Here is a 16,279-nt window from a genome sequence, read left to right as displayed (position 1 = left end):
GCGCGTTGGCGCGCGCGAAGGAGCGACGCCATGTCCGAAACCGCCGAGAGGACCGACGCCGCGCTGTGGGAGGAGGTGAAGCAGGAGGTCACCGCCGGATCGAAGGGCGGCCGCCCCGGCCAATGGTCGGCGCGCAAGGCACAGCTGGCGGTCGCGCAATACAAGAAGCGCGGCGGCGGCTATCGCGGCGCGCGTGACCCCGACAACGCGCTGCACCGCTGGACGAAGGAGGATTGGGGCACCCGGTCCGGGGAGGAAAGCGGCAAGACCGGCGAACGCTATCTGCCCAAGGCCGCGCGCGAGGAACTGAGCGACGACGAATATCGCCGCACCACCGCGCGCAAGCGTGACGACACCGGCAAGGGGCGGCAATTCTCCGCCCAGCCGGCTGATATCGCCCGCAAGACGCGCCGCCACCACGACCACCGCACCCGCGCCGACCTGTACGAACAGGCGAGGAAGCGCGACATTCCCGGTCGGTCGAAAATGACCAGGGATCAGCTTATCGCGGCGCTCGACGGCTGACGCGCACTGCGCCGCTGGCCCATAGCGCCCACCAGATGATCGCCGGCTGCAACGCCAGCCGTGGCGCGTGATACCAGATCGGGAGCCCAGTGCCGCCCGACAGGTCGATGATCGCATGGTGCGCGTTGGCCGGCCAGACGCACAGCGCATAGGCCGCCAGCGCCCATCCGGCGGCACGTCGCCAGCGGTGCGTGACCAGCGCGGCGGCGCCTGCCAGCTCGCACAGGCCCGTGGCGATCACCACCGCATGCGGCATCTGCACCCACGCCGGGACGATCCGCACCATCGCATCGGTGACGACCAGATGCGCGACGCCCGCCAGCGCATAGAAAGCGATCAGCAGCACGCGACCGATCGACCGCGCCCGCGTCTCGTCCGGCTGGCTCAGAGCTCCACCGCCAGCAGCGTCACGCCCTCATATTTGGCGTCGCCGGGGGTGAACAATTCGCTCGGCCGGAATCGGCGCGGCGTGATGCGCAGCCCGCTGAGACCGGCGAGCTTGAACGCGCCGATCTTCGGCTCCTTCGGCGGCTGGCCGTCGCGCTCGATCGTCATCGCGTCGAGATAGATCTCGCCATGCTTGGTATAGATGATGTGCGGCGCCAGCGTCACGCTGCCACGATTATAGGTGGCGGCGATCGCCTGCTGCTTGACGATCGCTTCGAAAACGATCGGAACGGTATCGGGCACGGCGCCGCCTGCGCGGCCATCGGGTTCGGCTTCCATCGCGCTACCCTTAGCGCAATTCGCTGCGTTGCAGCAAGAACCGGGCGGGCGATCCGTCGACCGCCCGGCCCTGCCACATTCTACTGGCCCAGCAATTTCTGCGCAAAATAGGTCATCTGCAACGCCTGCAACCGCGCGCCCTGCTCAATATCCGCGTCGCCCGAATGGCCGCCGGCGGTATCCTCGAAGAACAGATACGGCAGGCCATATTCCTTCAGCCGCGCGGCGAACTTGCGCGCATGCTGCGGCCCGACGCGGTCGTCCTTGGTCGTGGTCCAGATATAGGGTTCGGGATAGGCCACCCCGCGGCGGATGTTCTGATAGGGCGAAATCTTCGCCAGGAACGCGCGCTCTTCCGGCACCGTCACCGAACCATATTCGTCCACCCAGGACGCGCCGGCCGCGATCTGTTCGTAGCGCAGCATGTCCAGCAACGGCACCTGGATCGTCACCGCCTTCCACAATTCGGGATGCTGGTTGAACTCCACCCCCATCAGCAGCCCACCGTTCGACCCGCCATAGATGCCCAGCTTCGCCGCGCTGGTGAGCCGCCGCGCGATCAGGTCCTTCGCCACCGCGGCGAAATCGTCATAGATCACCTGCCGCTTCGTCTTGCGTCCGGCGTCGTGCCATTTCGGCCCGAACTCGCCCCCGCCGCGGATGTTCGCCAGCACGAAGCTGCCGCCGCGTTCCAGCCACAGCTTGCCGGTGATGCCGGAGTAATAGGGCGTCATCGACGATTCGAACCCGCCATAGGCAGTCATGATCGTCGGCGTGCTGCCGTCCAGCTTCGCATCCTTGCGGTGGACGACGAAATACGGAACCTTCGTGCCGTCGGTCGACGTCGCCTCGAACTGTTCGACCACGTCGCGCGACGCATCGAACTTCGCGGGCAACGCCTTCACCTCGGCCGGTTTCGTCGCGCCGCTGGCGTCGACCGCCCACAAGGTCGTCGGCGTCAGGAAACCGGTGACCTGCATATAGGCCTGGTCGCTGGAGTCGGTCGTGCTGACGACGTCGATCGAGGCGTTGTCGGCCAGCGGCAATGCGCGCGACGTCCAGCGGCCATCGGCATGCGTGAACACCATCGGCGTCGCACGGACATTGTCATAGACGTTGGCGATGACGTGGTGCCGCGTCGTCGCGAATCCGTCGACCGTCTGGCGCGCACCGGGGGCGAACACCACCTCCGGCGTGAAGCGCCCGGTGCGTACCGCGCTCAGCGGCGCGCTGGCGATCGCCCCAGCGGGAATGTCGCCCCACGCCTCGCTGGTCTGGAACAGCAACTGCCCGTCGACCAGCCCCTGCGCGAACACGCGCGCCGGCATGTCCAGCTTCACGAGCTTGCCGTCGACCATGATGAAGCTTTCGCCGCCGAAGAAGGTCGGGCGCCGCTCGACGATCACCGCCTTGTTGCCCGCCGCATCGGTCATGACCGAGGCATAGGTGCCCAGCTGGTCGCCCGGCTGGCCGCGGTACAGCTCGGTGGCCGCCGACAACGGCTGGCCGCGCTTCACCGCCTTGACCACGAACGGATAGCCCGATGCGGTCATCGTCCCCGCGCCCCAGTCACGCGACACCAGCAGCGTATCCTTGTCGAGCCACGCCGCGCCCTGTTTCGACGTCGGCAGGGTGAAGCCACCGTCGACGAATCGCCCGGCGGCCAGATCGAATTCGCGATAGGTCACCGCATCCTCGCCGCCCTCGGACAGCGCGACCAGGCACAGGCGTTCGTCGGGTTGCAGGCAGGTGGCGCCCTTCCACACCCATTTGTGCCCCTCCGCCTTGCCCAGCGCATCGAGGTCGATCAGCGTCTGCCACTTGGGCGCAGGATTGGCGTAGTCGGCGGGGGTCGTCCACCGCCACACGCCCTGCGGATGGTCGGCGTCGCGCCAGAAATTGACGATCCTTCCCATCACCTGCGCCGGCATCGGGATACGATCCTTCGCCGCCGCGATCGCATAGGCCTCCTGATAGAAGGTCTGGTAGCGCGGATCGGATTGAAGCCGCGCCAGCGTGCGCTTGTTTTCCGCCTCCACCCAGGCGAGCGGCTTCGCGCCGTCCTTGTCCTCCAGCCACAGATAGGGATCGTCCTGCGGCGCAGCCTTCGTGTCGGTCATCGCCGCCGTCTGCGCGCTTGCCGGCGCGGGCGCAACCATGCCGGCGCCTGTCAGCATCAGTGCGGCCACCGCCGCCATCGTCATTCCTCGACCCACGATCATGCGTTTCTCGACCTTTCTTTTCATGACGCCAACTTGCGCGCGGACGCTCGCGGGAACAAGAGCGCGGCTGCGGCGTCCCACCCGCCGTCACCGCAGCGGAGGTCCCTTATCCACCAGCCGATCAGCCCCGCCCCCCAAGCCAAGGGCGCGCCCGCCGGTGACGGCCTGCCGACCCCGCGCCGCTATGCCGCCATCGCCGCGCTGTGCTTCGGCACCGCGCTGGTCATCATCGACGGCGGCGTCGCCAATGTCGCATTGCCGACGATCGCACGCGACTTGCACGTCGGGTCATCGTCGGTGGTGGCGATCGTCACCGTCTATCAGCTGATGCTCGTCATGCTGATGCTGCCGTTCGCGGGGTTGGGCGAGCGGATCGGGCTGAAGCGGATGTATCAGCTGGGTCAGCTGATCTTCACCGCCGCGACCTTGCTGTGCTTCTTCGCCAACAGCCTGCCGTTCCTGCTGGTGGTGCGTGCGGTTCAGGCGATCGGCGCGGCCGGCGCGCTGGCGGTCGCCTCCGCGCTGATCCGCCAGACCTATCCCGCGGCGCAGCTGGGGCGCGGGCTGGGCATCAATTCGGTGATCGTGTCGAGCAGCGCCGCCGCCGCGCCGACGATCGGCGGGCTGGTGCTGTCGGTCGCGCCATGGCCGTGGGTGTTCGCCAGCGCGATCCCGTTCGCGATCGCCTCGCTGCTGCTCGGCCGCGCGCTGCCCGACACGCCGCCGCGGGACGGGAAGTTCGACCTGACCGGCGCGGCGATGTGCGCGGCGATGTTCGGACTGACGATCGGCGGCGCGGAAAGCGCGGTCCACGGCGACAGCCCGGTCGTCTCCGCCGCGATCGTCGCGCTGGGGATCACCGTCGGCGTCATCTACGTCCGGCGCGAGCGTGCGACGACCGTTCCGATCCTGCCGATCGATCTGCTCGGCCGCCCGGTCATCGCGTTGTCGACACTAGGCGGGTTCACCGCCTTCGTCGCGTCGATGACGCTGCTGCTGTCGACGCCCTTCCGGCTGACCCACGAATTCGGCTTCACCGCCGCGGCGGTGGGCGCCGCGATCGCGCCGTGGCCGCTGACCAACATGATCGTCGCGCCGCTGACCGGCTGGCTGTCGGACCGGATACCCGCGGGGCTGCTGGGCGGGATCGGCATGGCGATCTCGTTCGTCGCGCTGCTGCTGATCGCATTCATGCCCGCGGACCCCAGCTACTTCGACATCGCGTGGCGGATGGCGCTGTGCGGGTCGGGCTTCGGCACGTTCCTGCCGCCCAATGCGCGGCTCATCATCGGTTCGGCCCCGCGCGAGCGGGCGGCGGCGGCCGGCGGCCTCGTCAGCACGGTGCGGCTGGTCGGGCAGACGACGGGGGCGACGCTGGTCGCCGCGCTGCTCGCGCTCGGCGTCGGCGCGGGCAACGTGCCGCCGCTGGTGTCGGCCGGTCTGGCGCTGGTCGCGGGGCTATGCAGCCTCGCGCGGCTGCGCCCGTCGATCCGCGATCCGAAGGGGGTGGAGGCGGACGACGCGCAGCCGGCGGTGTCGGTGCGCTGACCTCAGCCGCGCAGCGCCGCTACCGCCAGCCACAGCCATCCGGCGATCAGCAGCGTGCCACCGATCGGCGTGATCGCGCCCAGCCAGCGCGGCAGCCCCAGCGCCATTAGGTACAGCGTGCCCGCGAAGATGCCGGCGCCCGCGACGAACAGCCACGCCGGCCCGCGCAGCTCCATCCGCAGCGCGACGATCGCCGCGACCGCGTGGACCAGTTGATAGTGTCCGCCGGTCTTCAGCCACTCGACCGCCGCGCCGCTGGCGCCATGCGCGCCGAACGCCCCCGCGCCCACCGCCATCGCGCCCGACAGTGCTGCCAGCACCAGCACCAGGTTCATTGCGCGCCTCCTCCGCCCCACGGCTGTTCCGCTGCTACCTGCGCCCGCGCGGCGCGCAGGTCGCCCGCCTCGATCTGGATACGCAGCCGTTCCTTGTCGCGCGCGCGGTACATGTCCTCCGCCCGGTCGATATCGGCGGCCGACACGCCCAGGTCGCGCATCGCCAGCCGCGCCATGCGGATCGCCGATTCCAGCACCTCGCGCACGACATAGCGCGTCGGCCCGCCCTTCAGCTTCACCAGCGCGCGGCGATCGAACGCGCGCACATACAGCGCGGCTTTTGGGAACGCCTCATGGATCGCCTCGACCGTGGTCGCGTCCAGCTGATCGCCGTCCATGCAGAACAGGATCAGTTCCGCCTCGGCCGCGCCCGCCTGCCGCAGCAGGTCGATGCGCGTGCCGTCGCCGTAATAGACCTTCGACCCGAATTCCGCGGCGATATCGATCATCTCGATATCGGTGTCGATCAGCGTGACGGGGATGTCCTGCGCCAGCAGCATCTGGCCCACCGTCTGCCCGAACCGGCCATAGCCGACGATGACCGCATTGGCGCCATCGGCGGTCGGTCCGTCGCGCGCGTCGTCGCTGGCCAGCGGCTGTTCGCGGAACGCGCGGGTCGCGGCCATCAGGAACGGCGTGGTCGCCATCGACAGCGTGATGATCGCGCCGAACAGGCTCGCCGCCTCCGGCGCGATCAGATAGGCGTTCTGCGCCTGCCCGAGCAGGACGAAGCCGAATTCGCCCCCCTGGCTCAGCAGCAGCCCCAGCGCCAGCGCCGGCCGCCACTTCATGCGGAAGACGAGGCCCAGCACGGTGACGATCACCGTCTTGGTCGCGATCAGCGCCGCGGCCATCGCGACGACGAACAGCGGCCGCTCGGCGATCGCCTCCAGGTTCAGCATCATGCCGACCGACAGGAAGAACAGCCCGAGCAGGATCGAGCGGAACGGCTCGACATCGGTTTCCAATTCATGCCGGTACGGGCTGTCCGCCAGCATCACGCCCGCCACGAACGCGCCCAGTGCGGTCGACAGCCCCAGCGACTGCATCAACGCCGCCGCCGCGATGACGGTGAACAGCGCCGCGAACACGAACATCTCGCGCTCGCCCAGGTTGCCGATCAGCCTGAAGAGCGGGCGCAGTACGAACCGCCCCGCCGCGACCAGCCCGGTGATCGCCAGCACGGTGTACACCACCAGCACCCAGCCCGGGGGACCGCCCATGTCGGCGGGATTGCGACTCATCGCGGTGATGATCGTGATCATCGGGATGATCGACAGGTCCTGGAACAGCAGAATCGAGAAAGCGCGTTCCCCGAACGGCGTGCGCAGCCGTCCCGACGATTGCAGCATCGGCAGCACCTGCGCGGTCGAGGACAGCGCCAGCGGCATCCCCACCGCCAGCGCGGCGGCGAGCGAGAAATGCGCCGCCACCGCCAGGATCGCGGCGATCGCGATGCCGCACGCCACCACCTGCAACAGCCCCAGGCCGAGGATATCCTCCTTCAACCGCCACAATCGCGGCGGGCTCAGTTCCAGCCCGACGATGAACAGCAGCAGGGTGATGCCCAGTTCGGCGAACCCCATCTTGCCTTCGGCATCGCCGACCAGCCCGAGCAATTGCGGCCCGACCAGCGCGCCCGCCACCAAGAAGCCCAGCGTGGCGCCCAGCCCCAGCCGCCGGAAAACCAGGACGAAGAACAGCCCCGCCCCCAGAAGGATCGTGCCGTCCCTGACCAGCGATCCCGACGCCACATGCTCCATCAGGCGCCCGTCCGCTCTTGCCGCGCGCGCTGCGCGGCACCGGCCGCCTCCGCCGCGGCCTCGAAGGCGAGCCGGATCGACGGGTGGCGCGCCGTCAGTTTCAGCCCGGGCGTGAACACGTCCAGCCCCGGCCAGCCGGGCACCGCCCCCTCGCCCGCCAGCCAGGCGGTCAGTTCGTCACGGGCCGCCGCCAGTTCGGCCGGGGTGCGCCCGATCGCATGGCGCGCCATCAACGTCGCGCTCGCCTGTCCCAGCAGGCACGCACGCACCTGCGTGCCCAGCATCGCCACCCGGCCGTCGTCGGCCAGCGCCACGTCCACCGCCACACGGCTGCCGCAGATCGGCGAGCGCCGCTCGGCCGACCCGTCCGCCGCCGCCAGCCGCTCGGGATAGGGATTGCCGACCGCCAGCGCGCTGACGTCGGGGGTGTAAAGGTCAAGGCTCATCGTGGCGGGTCGCTTCCTTGGGCACCGGCGCGGGCTTGCTTCCGAAGACCGGTTGCCCCTTGCGTCGGCGATCGACGAAATCCGCCATCGACGCGCTGGTGGCGCTAAGCAGCGGATAGGTACGCGCCTTCACCAGCCAGTCCGGGCGGTGGGTCGGCCCACCCCCCATCGTGTCCAGCACCAGCACCACGAACAGATAGGCAAGGCTGGCCAGGATCAAACCCTTCAACGCGCCGAAACCGAAGCCCAGCGCCCTGTCGATCGGGCCCAGCACCGACGTGCGCGTGCGCCGCGCGATCGCGTTGATGACCAGCCGGCTGGCCAGATAGGTGCCGCCCGTCAGCACCACGAACGCCAGCACCGCCGCACCCGACGGCGTCCCGACGATCGCCGACACGGCCTTCGCCAGCGGCAGATGGAAGATCTTGAGCGCGAAGATCATCGCCACCCAGGCGAACAGCGCCAGCACTTCGCCCACGAACCCGCGACGCGCCCCCCCCAGAGCCGTCAGCCCGACCAATACGAGGACGATGATGTCGAGGCCGTGAAGCTCCATGCCCTTCCCCATATGGCCGGACGCGCCGCGCCGCTAGAGCGGTTTCCGGCCGATCCAGGGCTGGCGCGCGCCCATGGTCACCCCCGGCCCAGCATGTGGTCGACGAACTGGCCCAGCGTGCGGAACCCCGATACGCGAATCGGCCCGCTCGCTGCCGCCTCGGCCGCCGCGATCGGCAGCAGCGCGCGCTCGAACCCCAGCTTGGCCGCTTCCTTCAGCCGCAGCGGCGCGTGCGCCACCGGCCGCAATTCGCCGGACAGCGCGATTTCGCCGAACGCTACCGCATCGACCGGCACCGGCCGCTCGCTCAGCGCCGACACCAGCGCCGCGGCCACCGCCACATCCGCCGCCGGATCCTGCACGCGATAGCCACCCGCGACGTTCAGATAGACCTCGCAGGTTGAAAAGCTCAGCCCGCAGCGCGCCTCCAGCACCGCCAGGATCATCGCCAGCCGCCCCGAATCCCACCCGACGACCGCGCGCCGCGGCGTCGCCCCGCTGGCGAGCCGCACGACCAGCGCCTGGATCTCGACCAGCACTGGGCGCGTCCCCTCCAGCGCGGGGAACACCGTCGTCCCGGTCACGCTCTCGTCGCGCTGCGTCAGGAACAATGCGGAAGGGTTGGACACCTCCGCCAGCCCGTCGCCCGCCATCGCGAACACGCCGATCTCGTCGGTGCCGCCGAAACGGTTCTTCAGGCTGCGCAGAATGCGATACTGATGGCTGCGCTCGCCCTCGAAGCTGAGCACGGTGTCGACCATATGCTCCAGCACGCGCGGCCCCGCGATCGTGCCGTCCTTGGTCACATGGCCGACCAGGATGACCGCGGTGCCGCGCTCCTTGGCGAAGCGGATCAGTTCCTGTGCGCTCGCCCGCACCTGACTGACCGTCCCCGGCGCCCCCTCGATCAGGTCGGAATGCATCGTCTGGATCGAATCAATCACCAGCAGCGCAGGCGGCGTGCCCTGTCCCATCGTGGTCAGAATATCGCGCGTCGACGTCGCCGCCGCCAGCCGCACCGGCGCATCGCCCAGCCCCAGCCGCCGCGCGCGCAGCCGCACCTGATCGGCCGCTTCCTCGCCGGAGACATAGGCGACGTCATGCCCCCGCCGCGCCAGCGCCGCCGCCGCCTGCAACAGCAACGTCGACTTGCCGATTCCGGGATCGCCGCCGATCAGCGTCGCCGACCCCGCGACCAGCCCGCCACCCAGCGCGCGATCCAGTTCCGCCATGCCGAACGCGGTCCGCTCCGGCAACGCCACGTCGGTGTCCAGCCCGATCATCTCGATCGCACGCCCGCCGCCCTGCAGGTTGTGCCGCGCCTGGAACGGCGTGACCGTGACCGGCGTCTCCTCCACCAGTGTGTTCCACGCCGAACAATCGGCGCATTGCCCCTGCCAGCGGTGGCTAACCGAGCCACATGACTGGCATACGTATCGCTTCTGAGCCTTGGCCATGCGTCCCCCTAGCGCCAAAGGAACGATAGGGGAACAAACCTGCGATGAACAGCCGGTTCATGCAACGTGCAGGCAAAATGCGGCAGATTCGGAACCCTCTTCATGGCCTCGTCGTTGCCATGGCGACACGAATTCACAAACGAGAGAAGGAGTGCCTCGTGAAGAATTTTGCTGTTTTCGCTCTTGCTTCCGCCATCGCGCTGCCGGGTGCCGCGATGGCCCAGGCACCAGCGCCAGCCCCCGCACAGACCGGTGCCGCCACCGCGGGCGTCACCGTCACCACCGGTGCCACGGTATATGACACCGCCGGCGGTGTCGTCGGCACCGTCGACAGCACCGACGGGACCAACGCGGTCATCAACACCGGCACCGTGAAGGCGGCTGTTCCGCTGACCTCGCTCGGTAAGGGTGCGCAGGGTCCGGTGCTGGCGCTGACGAAGGCGCAGCTCGAGGCCGCCGCTGGCCAGCAGCAGGCGCAGGCCAGCGCGGAATTCAAGTCGAAGCTGGTTCCCGGCGCCACCGTCTACGGCACCGGCGGTGCGCAGCTCGGCACGATCAAGTCGGTCGATGCCACCGGCATCACGCTGACCACGACCGACGGTGACGCCAAGCTGCCGATGAACGGCTTCGGTCCGGGGCCGCAGGGCATCACGATCGGCATGACCGCCGACCAGCTGAAGGCCGCGATGGGCGCCGCCGCCCCGGCAGCCAGCGCCAGCGCCGCCACCGCGACGCAGGCGGAAGCCGCAACCACCTCGACCGACACCGCGGCGGAGGCGACTACGACGGCCGCCACCACCCCGAAGGCGAAGCGCAAGCCGCGCTAAACGCCGGTTGACCGCTTGAAATAGGGACGGCGCCCGCATCGCAGGATGCGGGCGCCGTTTCCTTTTGGCGTATCCGAACGTCAGGCCGGCTGGCTGACCTGCTCCAGTGCCGCTCGCACCGCCGCGACCGCCCCGGCCGCCTTGCTGCCGTCCGGTCCGCCGCCCTGCGCCATGTCGGGGCGGCCGCCGCCGCCCTGTCCGCCCAGTTCGGCCACCGCACGGCGCAACAGGTCGACCGCGTTCAACGCGCCCAGCAGATCGTCGGTCACGCCGACCGCAACCGACGCGCGGCCCTCATTGACCGCGACCATCACCGCCACGCCCGAACCGACGCGCGCCTTGGCGTCGTCCACCGCGCCGCGCAGCCCCTTCGCCTCGAATCCGTCCAGCACCTGCCCGACGAAGCCGATGCCGTTGACGCTCTCCGGCCCGGGCGTATCGGCGCCCGCGCCGCCGCCCAGTGCCAGCGCCTTCTTCGCTTCGGCCAGTTCGCGCTCCAGCCGGCGGCGCTCCTCCATCAGCGTGGCGACGCGCGCGGGCACGTCGTCCGGCGTCGTCTTCAGCGTCGCCGCAGCCTCGCGCAGCTTCTCGTCGCGTGCGTTCAGATAGGCGCGTGCCGCTTCACCGGTCAGCGCCTCGACGCGGCGCACGCCGCTCGACACCGCGCTTTCGCCGATAATCTTGAACACGCCGATGTCGCCCAGCGCGCGGACGTGCGTCCCACCGCACAATTCGATCGAATAGGTCGCGCCCGCATCGTCGCTTCCCATCGATACGACTCGCACTTCGTCGCCGTATTTTTCGCCGAACAGCGCCATGGCGCCCATTGCGATCGCATCATCCGGCGTCATCAGCCGCGTTTCCACCGTGCCGTTCGCGCGGATCTGGGCGTTCACGGCGGCCTCCGCCTCGGCCAGTTCGGCGGCCGACATCGCGCTGGGATGCGACACGTCGAAGCGCAGCCGCTCTGGCGCCACCAGCGATCCCTTCTGCACGACATGCGTGCCCAGCTTCTGGCGCAGCGCCTCGTGCAGCAGGTGCGTGGCCGAATGGTTCGCGCGGATCGCGGCCCGCCGCGTCAGGTCGATCGCCAGCTTGACGGTGTCGCCGACCTTGATCGCGCCCGCGTCGACCCGCGCGTGATGCACCCACAGCTTGCCGAGCTGCTTCGACGTATCCGTCACGGTCGCGGCCAGCCCGCCGTCGCCGGCGATGCTGCCCGCGTCCCCGACCTGTCCTCCGCTTTCGGCATAGAAAGGCGACTGGTTGACGATAACGTCCACCTGCTCGCCCGCCGCGGCCTGGTCGACCCGCGCGCCGTCGCGCACCAGCGCGAGCACGACGCCCTCGCCGACGTCGCTGGCATAGCCGGTGAATTCGGTCGCCCCGACTTCCTCGGCGATATCGAACCACAATTCGTCGGACGCCTTCGCCCCCGAACCCTTCCAGGCCGCGCGCGCGGCACGCTTCTGCTCCGCCATCGCGGCATCGAACCCGGCGCGATCGACGCCAAGGTCCTGCGCGCGCAGCGCATCCTCGGTCAGGTCATAGGGGAAGCCGAACGTGTCGTAGAGGCGGAACGCCGTCTCGCCCGGCAGCGTATCGCCCGCGCGCATCCCCGCGGTCGCCTCGTCCAGCAGCTTCAGCCCCTTGTCCAGCGTCTGGCGGAAGCGCGTTTCCTCCTGCCGCAGCGTGGCCTCGATCAGTGGCTGCGCGCGGACAAGTTCGGGATAGGCCGCGCCCATTTCCGATACCAGCGCCGGCACCAGCCTGTGCATCAACGGCTCCCCACCATTTCCTTTGGCGCCACCCAGCAGATGCGCATGCCGCATCGCGCGCCGCATGATCCGGCGCAGCACATAGCCGCGCCCCTCATTGGCGGGCAGCACGCCATCGGCCACCAGGAAGCCCGAGCAGCGCAGGTGATCGGCGATCACGCGATGGCTCGCCTGCGTCTCACCCGTGGTGGCCGTGTGGGTCAGCGCCCCCGACGCCGCGATCAGCGCCTTGAACGTATCGGTATCGTAATTGTCGTGGACGCCCTGCATCACCGCGGCGACGCGCTCCAGCCCCATACCGGTGTCGATCGACGGCCGCGGCAGGTCGCCGATGATCGCATCCGCCTCCTGCACATGCTGCATGAACACCAGGTTCCAGATTTCGACGAAGCGGTCGCCGTCCTCGTCCGGGCTGCCCGGCGGGCCGCCGGGGATGTGATCGCCATGGTCGTAGAAGATTTCCGAACACGGCCCGCACGGCCCGTCCGATCCCATCGCCCAGAAATTGTCCTTGGTCGCGATGCGGATGATGCGCTGATCGGGCAAGCCGGCAATCTTCTTCCACAGATCGGCCGCCTGATCGTCGGTATGATAGACCGTGACGGTGAGCCTGTCCGCCGGCAGCCCCCATTCGCGGGTCAGCAGTGTCCACGCATGCGTGATCGCCTGTTCCTTGAAATAATCCCCGAACGAAAAATTGCCGAGCATTTCGAAGAAGGTGTGATGCCGCGCGGTATAGCCGACATTGTCCAGATCGTTGTGCTTGCCGCCCGCGCGCACGCACTTCTGCGAGCTGGTCGCGGTGGAATAGGGGCGCGTTTCCAGACCGGTGAAGACGTTCTTGAACGGCACCATCCCGGCGTTGACGAACATCAGCGTCGGATCGTTCTGCGGCACCAGCGGCGCGGAGGGCACGATGCGGTGGCCGCTGCCGCCGAAATAGTCGAGGAACGAGCGGCGAATGTCGTTGGTCGAAGTCATAACAGCGCGACTTAGGCGGAACCGGCGCGCGCGACAATCCGTGACGCGCGCGCGAAACGACCGATAGGGGGTGCTGTTCCCGGCGGGCGACCGGGGGTGTGTGCGGGGTCCAGCGCTATTGTCCCGCTGGCCATCTGTCCGTCAGGGCGCGCCATAGTACGTCCCTAGCATCCCACGGTCGCCGGCCCGACGGAATGGTCGGTCGACCGGGCAGCGTCGCGCGGCGGGAAAAGGTTCTTCCAAGCGGAAGCGAACGTTCCGGGTGGCGGTTGGAAGGCGCGGGGCACGAAATGCCCGTCACGCCCTGGACGGAACAAACGTCGACGTCACGCGATGCGAACCGGCGGACCGCCGTTCCGCTTCACTCGTCAGGCGTAGGCGTAGGGCCCGCCAGCCTCCAGCGCGCGCTGATAGGCTGGCCGCGCATGGATCCGTTCGAGCCACGCGATCGTCGCCGGACGCCCCCCGTCCAGCCCGGCACGGCTGCGCGCCGCCTCCAGCGGGAAACTCATCATCACATCGGCGGCGGTAAAGCCCTCACCCGCGAACCACGGGCGGCTGGCCAGCTGGCTTTCGACGTAATCGAGATGCCGGTCGATCATCGGCTGGATCTTCTTCGCCGCGGGCTTGCCCATCAGCGGGATGCGCCCCAGCACCAGTTTCAGCAGCAGCGGCGGCATCATCGAGCCTTCGGCGTAATGCAGCCAGAACCGATAGGCGAGCGCCTCTTCGCGCCGGCTGGGTGCGCCCAGTTCCCCGTCGGCCTTGTCGACCAGATACTCCACGATCGCGCCGGTCTCCGCGATCACGCGCGGCGCGCCGGCGGCATTGTCCTCGTCATCCTCGATCACCGGCGACTTGCCGAGCGGATGGACACGCCGCAGTTCCGGCGGGGCCAGCATCGTGCGGCGGTCCCGCTCATAGCGCTTGACGGTATAGGGCATGCCGAGTTCCTCGAGCATCCACAGGACGCGCTGCGACCGCGAATTTTCCAAGTGATGGACGATGATCGTCATGCCATTCGCTCTCCTGCCGCCGTGGCGGTCCATATCCAGATCGCTGCGGTAAACGCGATTGCCCCGCCGCATATCCGTGCGGCCAGCATATCGCGCAACGCATCTTCCAGCCGCCGCCGTTCCCCCCCGTCCACCGCGGCCAATATCGCCGCCGCCGACCCGATCCGGCGATAGAAGGCCAGGGCATCCTCCACCGCATCGTCACCTTCGCCGACGACGTAGCGGACGTCGTGCGGAGTCGCCGCGATCCGGTGCCAGCCGGCGTCGTGCAGGATGCGATAGGTGCGTTCCCGGTCGGCGAGCGCATAGGGACCGGGCGCATGGCCGTCGGCGGGTGCCGCCTGGCCCAGCACGCGATCGACCGCGCCCGACCAGTCGTTTTCGATCCGCGAGCGAAAGCACGAGAACACCAGCGGCGCCCCCCCGCGCGCCGCGCGGGCCATATCGGCGAATCCCGCGACGGGATCGTCGAAGAACATGACGCCATGTCGTGAGACCAGCAGGTCGAGCGGCGCCATCGACGGCAGCAGCTCACGCGCATCCCCTGCAACGAATTGCAGGCGCGGGATGCCGTCCGCGCGCGATTGCGCCACCGACAGCAGCGGGACCGACAGGTCGATGCCGGTGACAGTCATGTCCGGCCGCGCCCGCGCCAGCGCGATCGCGGTACTGCCCGCCCCGCATCCGATGTCCACGGCCCGGCCCTTATCGGGAGCATGTTGCGCAACGGTGAGATCGAGCGCCTGCGCGATCGCGGAAAAGGCGCGCTCGGTCCGACGATATTCGGCGGCCCAGGTCTCGCCGACTCGGCCGCGCCAGTCCTGTGCTCCGGTCATGGCATCCGATCCTGCCCTTGCGCGGCGACACCGGCATCAACAACCACGGATCGCCCTTGCCTCTCCCTGCTGCCGCGGAAACGAATCGACCCGCCGTCGCCGGCGGGTCGCCCGTCACCGACGCAGGCAGATGCGCGGATCAGAGATCGTCCTCTTCGCTCGGACCGGCCATCATCCCGTCCGACACCTGCGCGGTGCGGGCGCGAATCGCCTTTTCGAGTCGATCGAGCATCTCGGGATTCTCACGCAGGAACGTCTTGGCGTTCTCGCGCCCCTGCCCGATCCGTACCGAATCGTAGGAGAACCATGCGCCCGACTTCTCGACCAGCCCGGCCTTGACCCCCAGGTCGAGCACCTCGCCGATCTTCGAGATGCCTTCGCCGTACATGATGTCGAATTCGACCTGCTTGAACGGCGGGGCGACCTTGTTCTTCACCACCTTCACGCGGGTGGCGTTGCCGATCACCTCGTCCCGGTCCTTGATCGCGCCGGTGCGGCGGATGTCGAGGCGGACGGAAGCGTAGAATTTCAGTGCGTTGCCGCCGGTGGTCGTCTCCGGATTGCCGTACATCACGCCGATCTTCATGCGCAGCTGGTTGATGAAGATGACCATGCAGCGCGAGCGGCTGATCGAACCGGTCAGCTTGCGGAGGGACTGGGACATCAGGCGGGCCTGGAGGCCGACGTGGCTGTCGCCCATCTCGCCTTCGATCTCCGCGCGGGGGACCAGCGCGGCGACCGAATCGACCACCAGCACGTCGATCGCGTTGGAGCGGACCAGCGTGTCGGTGATCTCCAGCGCCTGTTCGCCAGTGTCCGGCTGCGACACGATCAGTTCGTCGATGTTGACGCCCAGCTTGCGCGCATAGACCGGATCGAGCGCGTGTTCGGCATCGACGAACGCCGCGGTGCCGCCGTTTTTCTGCGCCTCGGCAATGACATGCAGCGCCAGCGTGGTCTTGCCCGAGCTTTCGGGGCCGTACACTTCGATCACGCGGCCGCGCGGCAGGCCGCCGACGCCGAGTGCGATGTCGAGGCCCAGCGAGCCGGTGGAGATCGCCTCCACCTGCATCGTTTCCTTCTGCCCCAGCTTCATCGCCGAGCCCTTGCCGAAGGCGCGGTCGATCTGCGCGAGCGCGGCGTCGAGCGCCTTTTGACGGTCGGTAGTTGCGGTTGCCATGCCGGTATCGATCACCTGAAGTTTGGCGGCCATTGCCTGAAGACCCCTTCGCTAGAGCACCCGCGCGTACCATTCAACGCGTT

General features: G+C 68.8%; 15 protein-coding genes. 3 read left to right on the top strand and 12 right to left on the bottom strand.

Annotated features, from left to right (window positions below; genetic code table 11):
* Positions 1–30 precede the first annotated feature (30 nt).
* Positions 31–525 carry a DUF5872 domain-containing protein gene (locus COA17_RS14935; protein ID WP_096613534.1) on the top strand — a complete coding sequence of 165 codons (495 nt, stop codon included), beginning with the start codon at positions 31–33 and terminating at the stop codon, positions 523–525.
* On the opposite strand, the gene COA17_RS14930 is transcribed toward COA17_RS14935, so the two are convergent.
* The 3 genes from COA17_RS14930 to COA17_RS14920 form a co-directional block, all read right to left on the bottom strand.
* Positions 503–871, bottom strand: coding sequence for a DoxX family protein (locus COA17_RS14930; RefSeq protein WP_245857846.1), 369 nt, complete (start codon positions 869–871; stop codon positions 503–505). The genes COA17_RS14935 and COA17_RS14930 overlap by 23 nt on opposite strands.
* 38 nt (positions 872–909) lie before the next feature.
* Positions 910–1,251: a WYL domain-containing protein gene (locus COA17_RS14925; RefSeq protein ID WP_096613530.1), complete on the bottom strand. Its 342-nt coding sequence runs from the start codon at positions 1,249–1,251 to the stop codon at positions 910–912.
* 80 nt (positions 1,252–1,331) lie between these two features.
* Positions 1,332–3,473 (bottom strand): prolyl oligopeptidase family serine peptidase, encoded by a 2,142-nt coding sequence (locus COA17_RS14920; protein WP_245857845.1) that lies wholly within the window; start codon positions 3,471–3,473, stop codon positions 1,332–1,334.
* Positions 3,474–3,593: 120 nt separating this feature from the next.
* Between COA17_RS14920 and COA17_RS14915 the strand changes: the two genes are divergently transcribed.
* Entirely contained in the window at positions 3,594–5,021 is a 1,428-nt protein-coding gene (locus COA17_RS14915; protein ID WP_096613657.1) for an MFS transporter, read from the top strand.
* Positions 5,022–5,023: 2 nt separating this feature from the next.
* On the opposite strand, the gene COA17_RS14910 is transcribed toward COA17_RS14915, so the two are convergent.
* The 5 genes from COA17_RS14910 to radA all read right to left on the bottom strand — a co-directional run bounded on the left by COA17_RS14910 (position 5,024) and on the right by radA (position 9,578).
* The gene (locus COA17_RS14910) at positions 5,024–5,356 is read right to left on the bottom strand and encodes a DUF423 domain-containing protein (protein ID WP_066487794.1); all 333 of its coding nucleotides are present in this window, start codon (positions 5,354–5,356) and stop codon (positions 5,024–5,026) included.
* A complete protein-coding gene (locus COA17_RS14905) occupies positions 5,353–7,119 on the bottom strand; it encodes a cation:proton antiporter domain-containing protein (RefSeq protein WP_070321730.1) in 1,767 nt (588 codons plus the stop codon). The genes COA17_RS14910 and COA17_RS14905 overlap by 4 nt, the downstream gene beginning before the upstream one ends.
* Positions 7,119–7,565 (bottom strand): iron-sulfur cluster assembly scaffold protein, encoded by a 447-nt coding sequence (locus COA17_RS14900; RefSeq protein ID WP_096613528.1) that lies wholly within the window; start codon positions 7,563–7,565, stop codon positions 7,119–7,121. Before COA17_RS14900 ends, COA17_RS14905 begins: the two co-directional genes overlap by 1 nt.
* Positions 7,555–8,121, bottom strand: coding sequence for a CvpA family protein (locus COA17_RS14895; protein WP_096613526.1), 567 nt, complete (start codon positions 8,119–8,121; stop codon positions 7,555–7,557). The genes COA17_RS14900 and COA17_RS14895 overlap by 11 nt, the downstream gene beginning before the upstream one ends.
* Positions 8,122–8,198: 77 nt before the next feature.
* Positions 8,199–9,578, bottom strand: coding sequence for a DNA repair protein RadA (gene radA / locus COA17_RS14890; RefSeq protein ID WP_096613524.1), 1,380 nt, complete (start codon positions 9,576–9,578; stop codon positions 8,199–8,201).
* A gap of 158 nt (positions 9,579–9,736) precedes the next feature.
* Here radA and COA17_RS14885 point away from each other — a divergent pair, with 158 nt between their 5' ends.
* Positions 9,737–10,405 (top strand): hypothetical protein, encoded by a 669-nt coding sequence (locus tag COA17_RS14885; protein WP_141397113.1) that lies wholly within the window; start codon positions 9,737–9,739, stop codon positions 10,403–10,405.
* Positions 10,406–10,485: 80 nt separating this feature from the next.
* On the opposite strand, the gene alaS is transcribed toward COA17_RS14885, so the two are convergent.
* The 4 genes from alaS to recA all read right to left on the bottom strand — a co-directional run bounded on the left by alaS (position 10,486) and on the right by recA (position 16,229).
* Positions 10,486–13,164 carry an alanine--tRNA ligase gene (alaS, locus tag COA17_RS14880; protein ID WP_096613520.1) on the bottom strand — a complete coding sequence of 893 codons (2,679 nt, stop codon included), beginning with the start codon at positions 13,162–13,164 and terminating at the stop codon, positions 10,486–10,488.
* A gap of 368 nt (positions 13,165–13,532) precedes the next feature.
* Positions 13,533–14,180 carry a glutathione S-transferase family protein gene (locus COA17_RS14875; RefSeq protein WP_066488678.1) on the bottom strand — a complete coding sequence of 216 codons (648 nt, stop codon included), beginning with the start codon at positions 14,178–14,180 and terminating at the stop codon, positions 13,533–13,535.
* Positions 14,177–15,016, bottom strand: coding sequence for a class I SAM-dependent methyltransferase (locus COA17_RS14870; RefSeq protein ID WP_096613518.1), 840 nt, complete (start codon positions 15,014–15,016; stop codon positions 14,177–14,179). Before COA17_RS14870 ends, COA17_RS14875 begins: the two co-directional genes overlap by 4 nt.
* 139 nt (positions 15,017–15,155) lie before the next feature.
* Positions 15,156–16,229 (bottom strand): recombinase RecA, encoded by a 1,074-nt coding sequence (gene recA / locus COA17_RS14865; RefSeq protein ID WP_066489116.1) that lies wholly within the window; start codon positions 16,227–16,229, stop codon positions 15,156–15,158.
* Between the last annotated feature and the right edge of the window lie 50 nt (positions 16,230–16,279).

It is taken from the genome of Sphingomonas ginsenosidimutans, from assembly GCF_002374835.1.
GTDB lineage: Bacteria > Pseudomonadota > Alphaproteobacteria > Sphingomonadales > Sphingomonadaceae > Sphingomonas > Sphingomonas ginsenosidimutans.
This window is presented reverse-complemented; position numbering and strand designations above follow the sequence as displayed.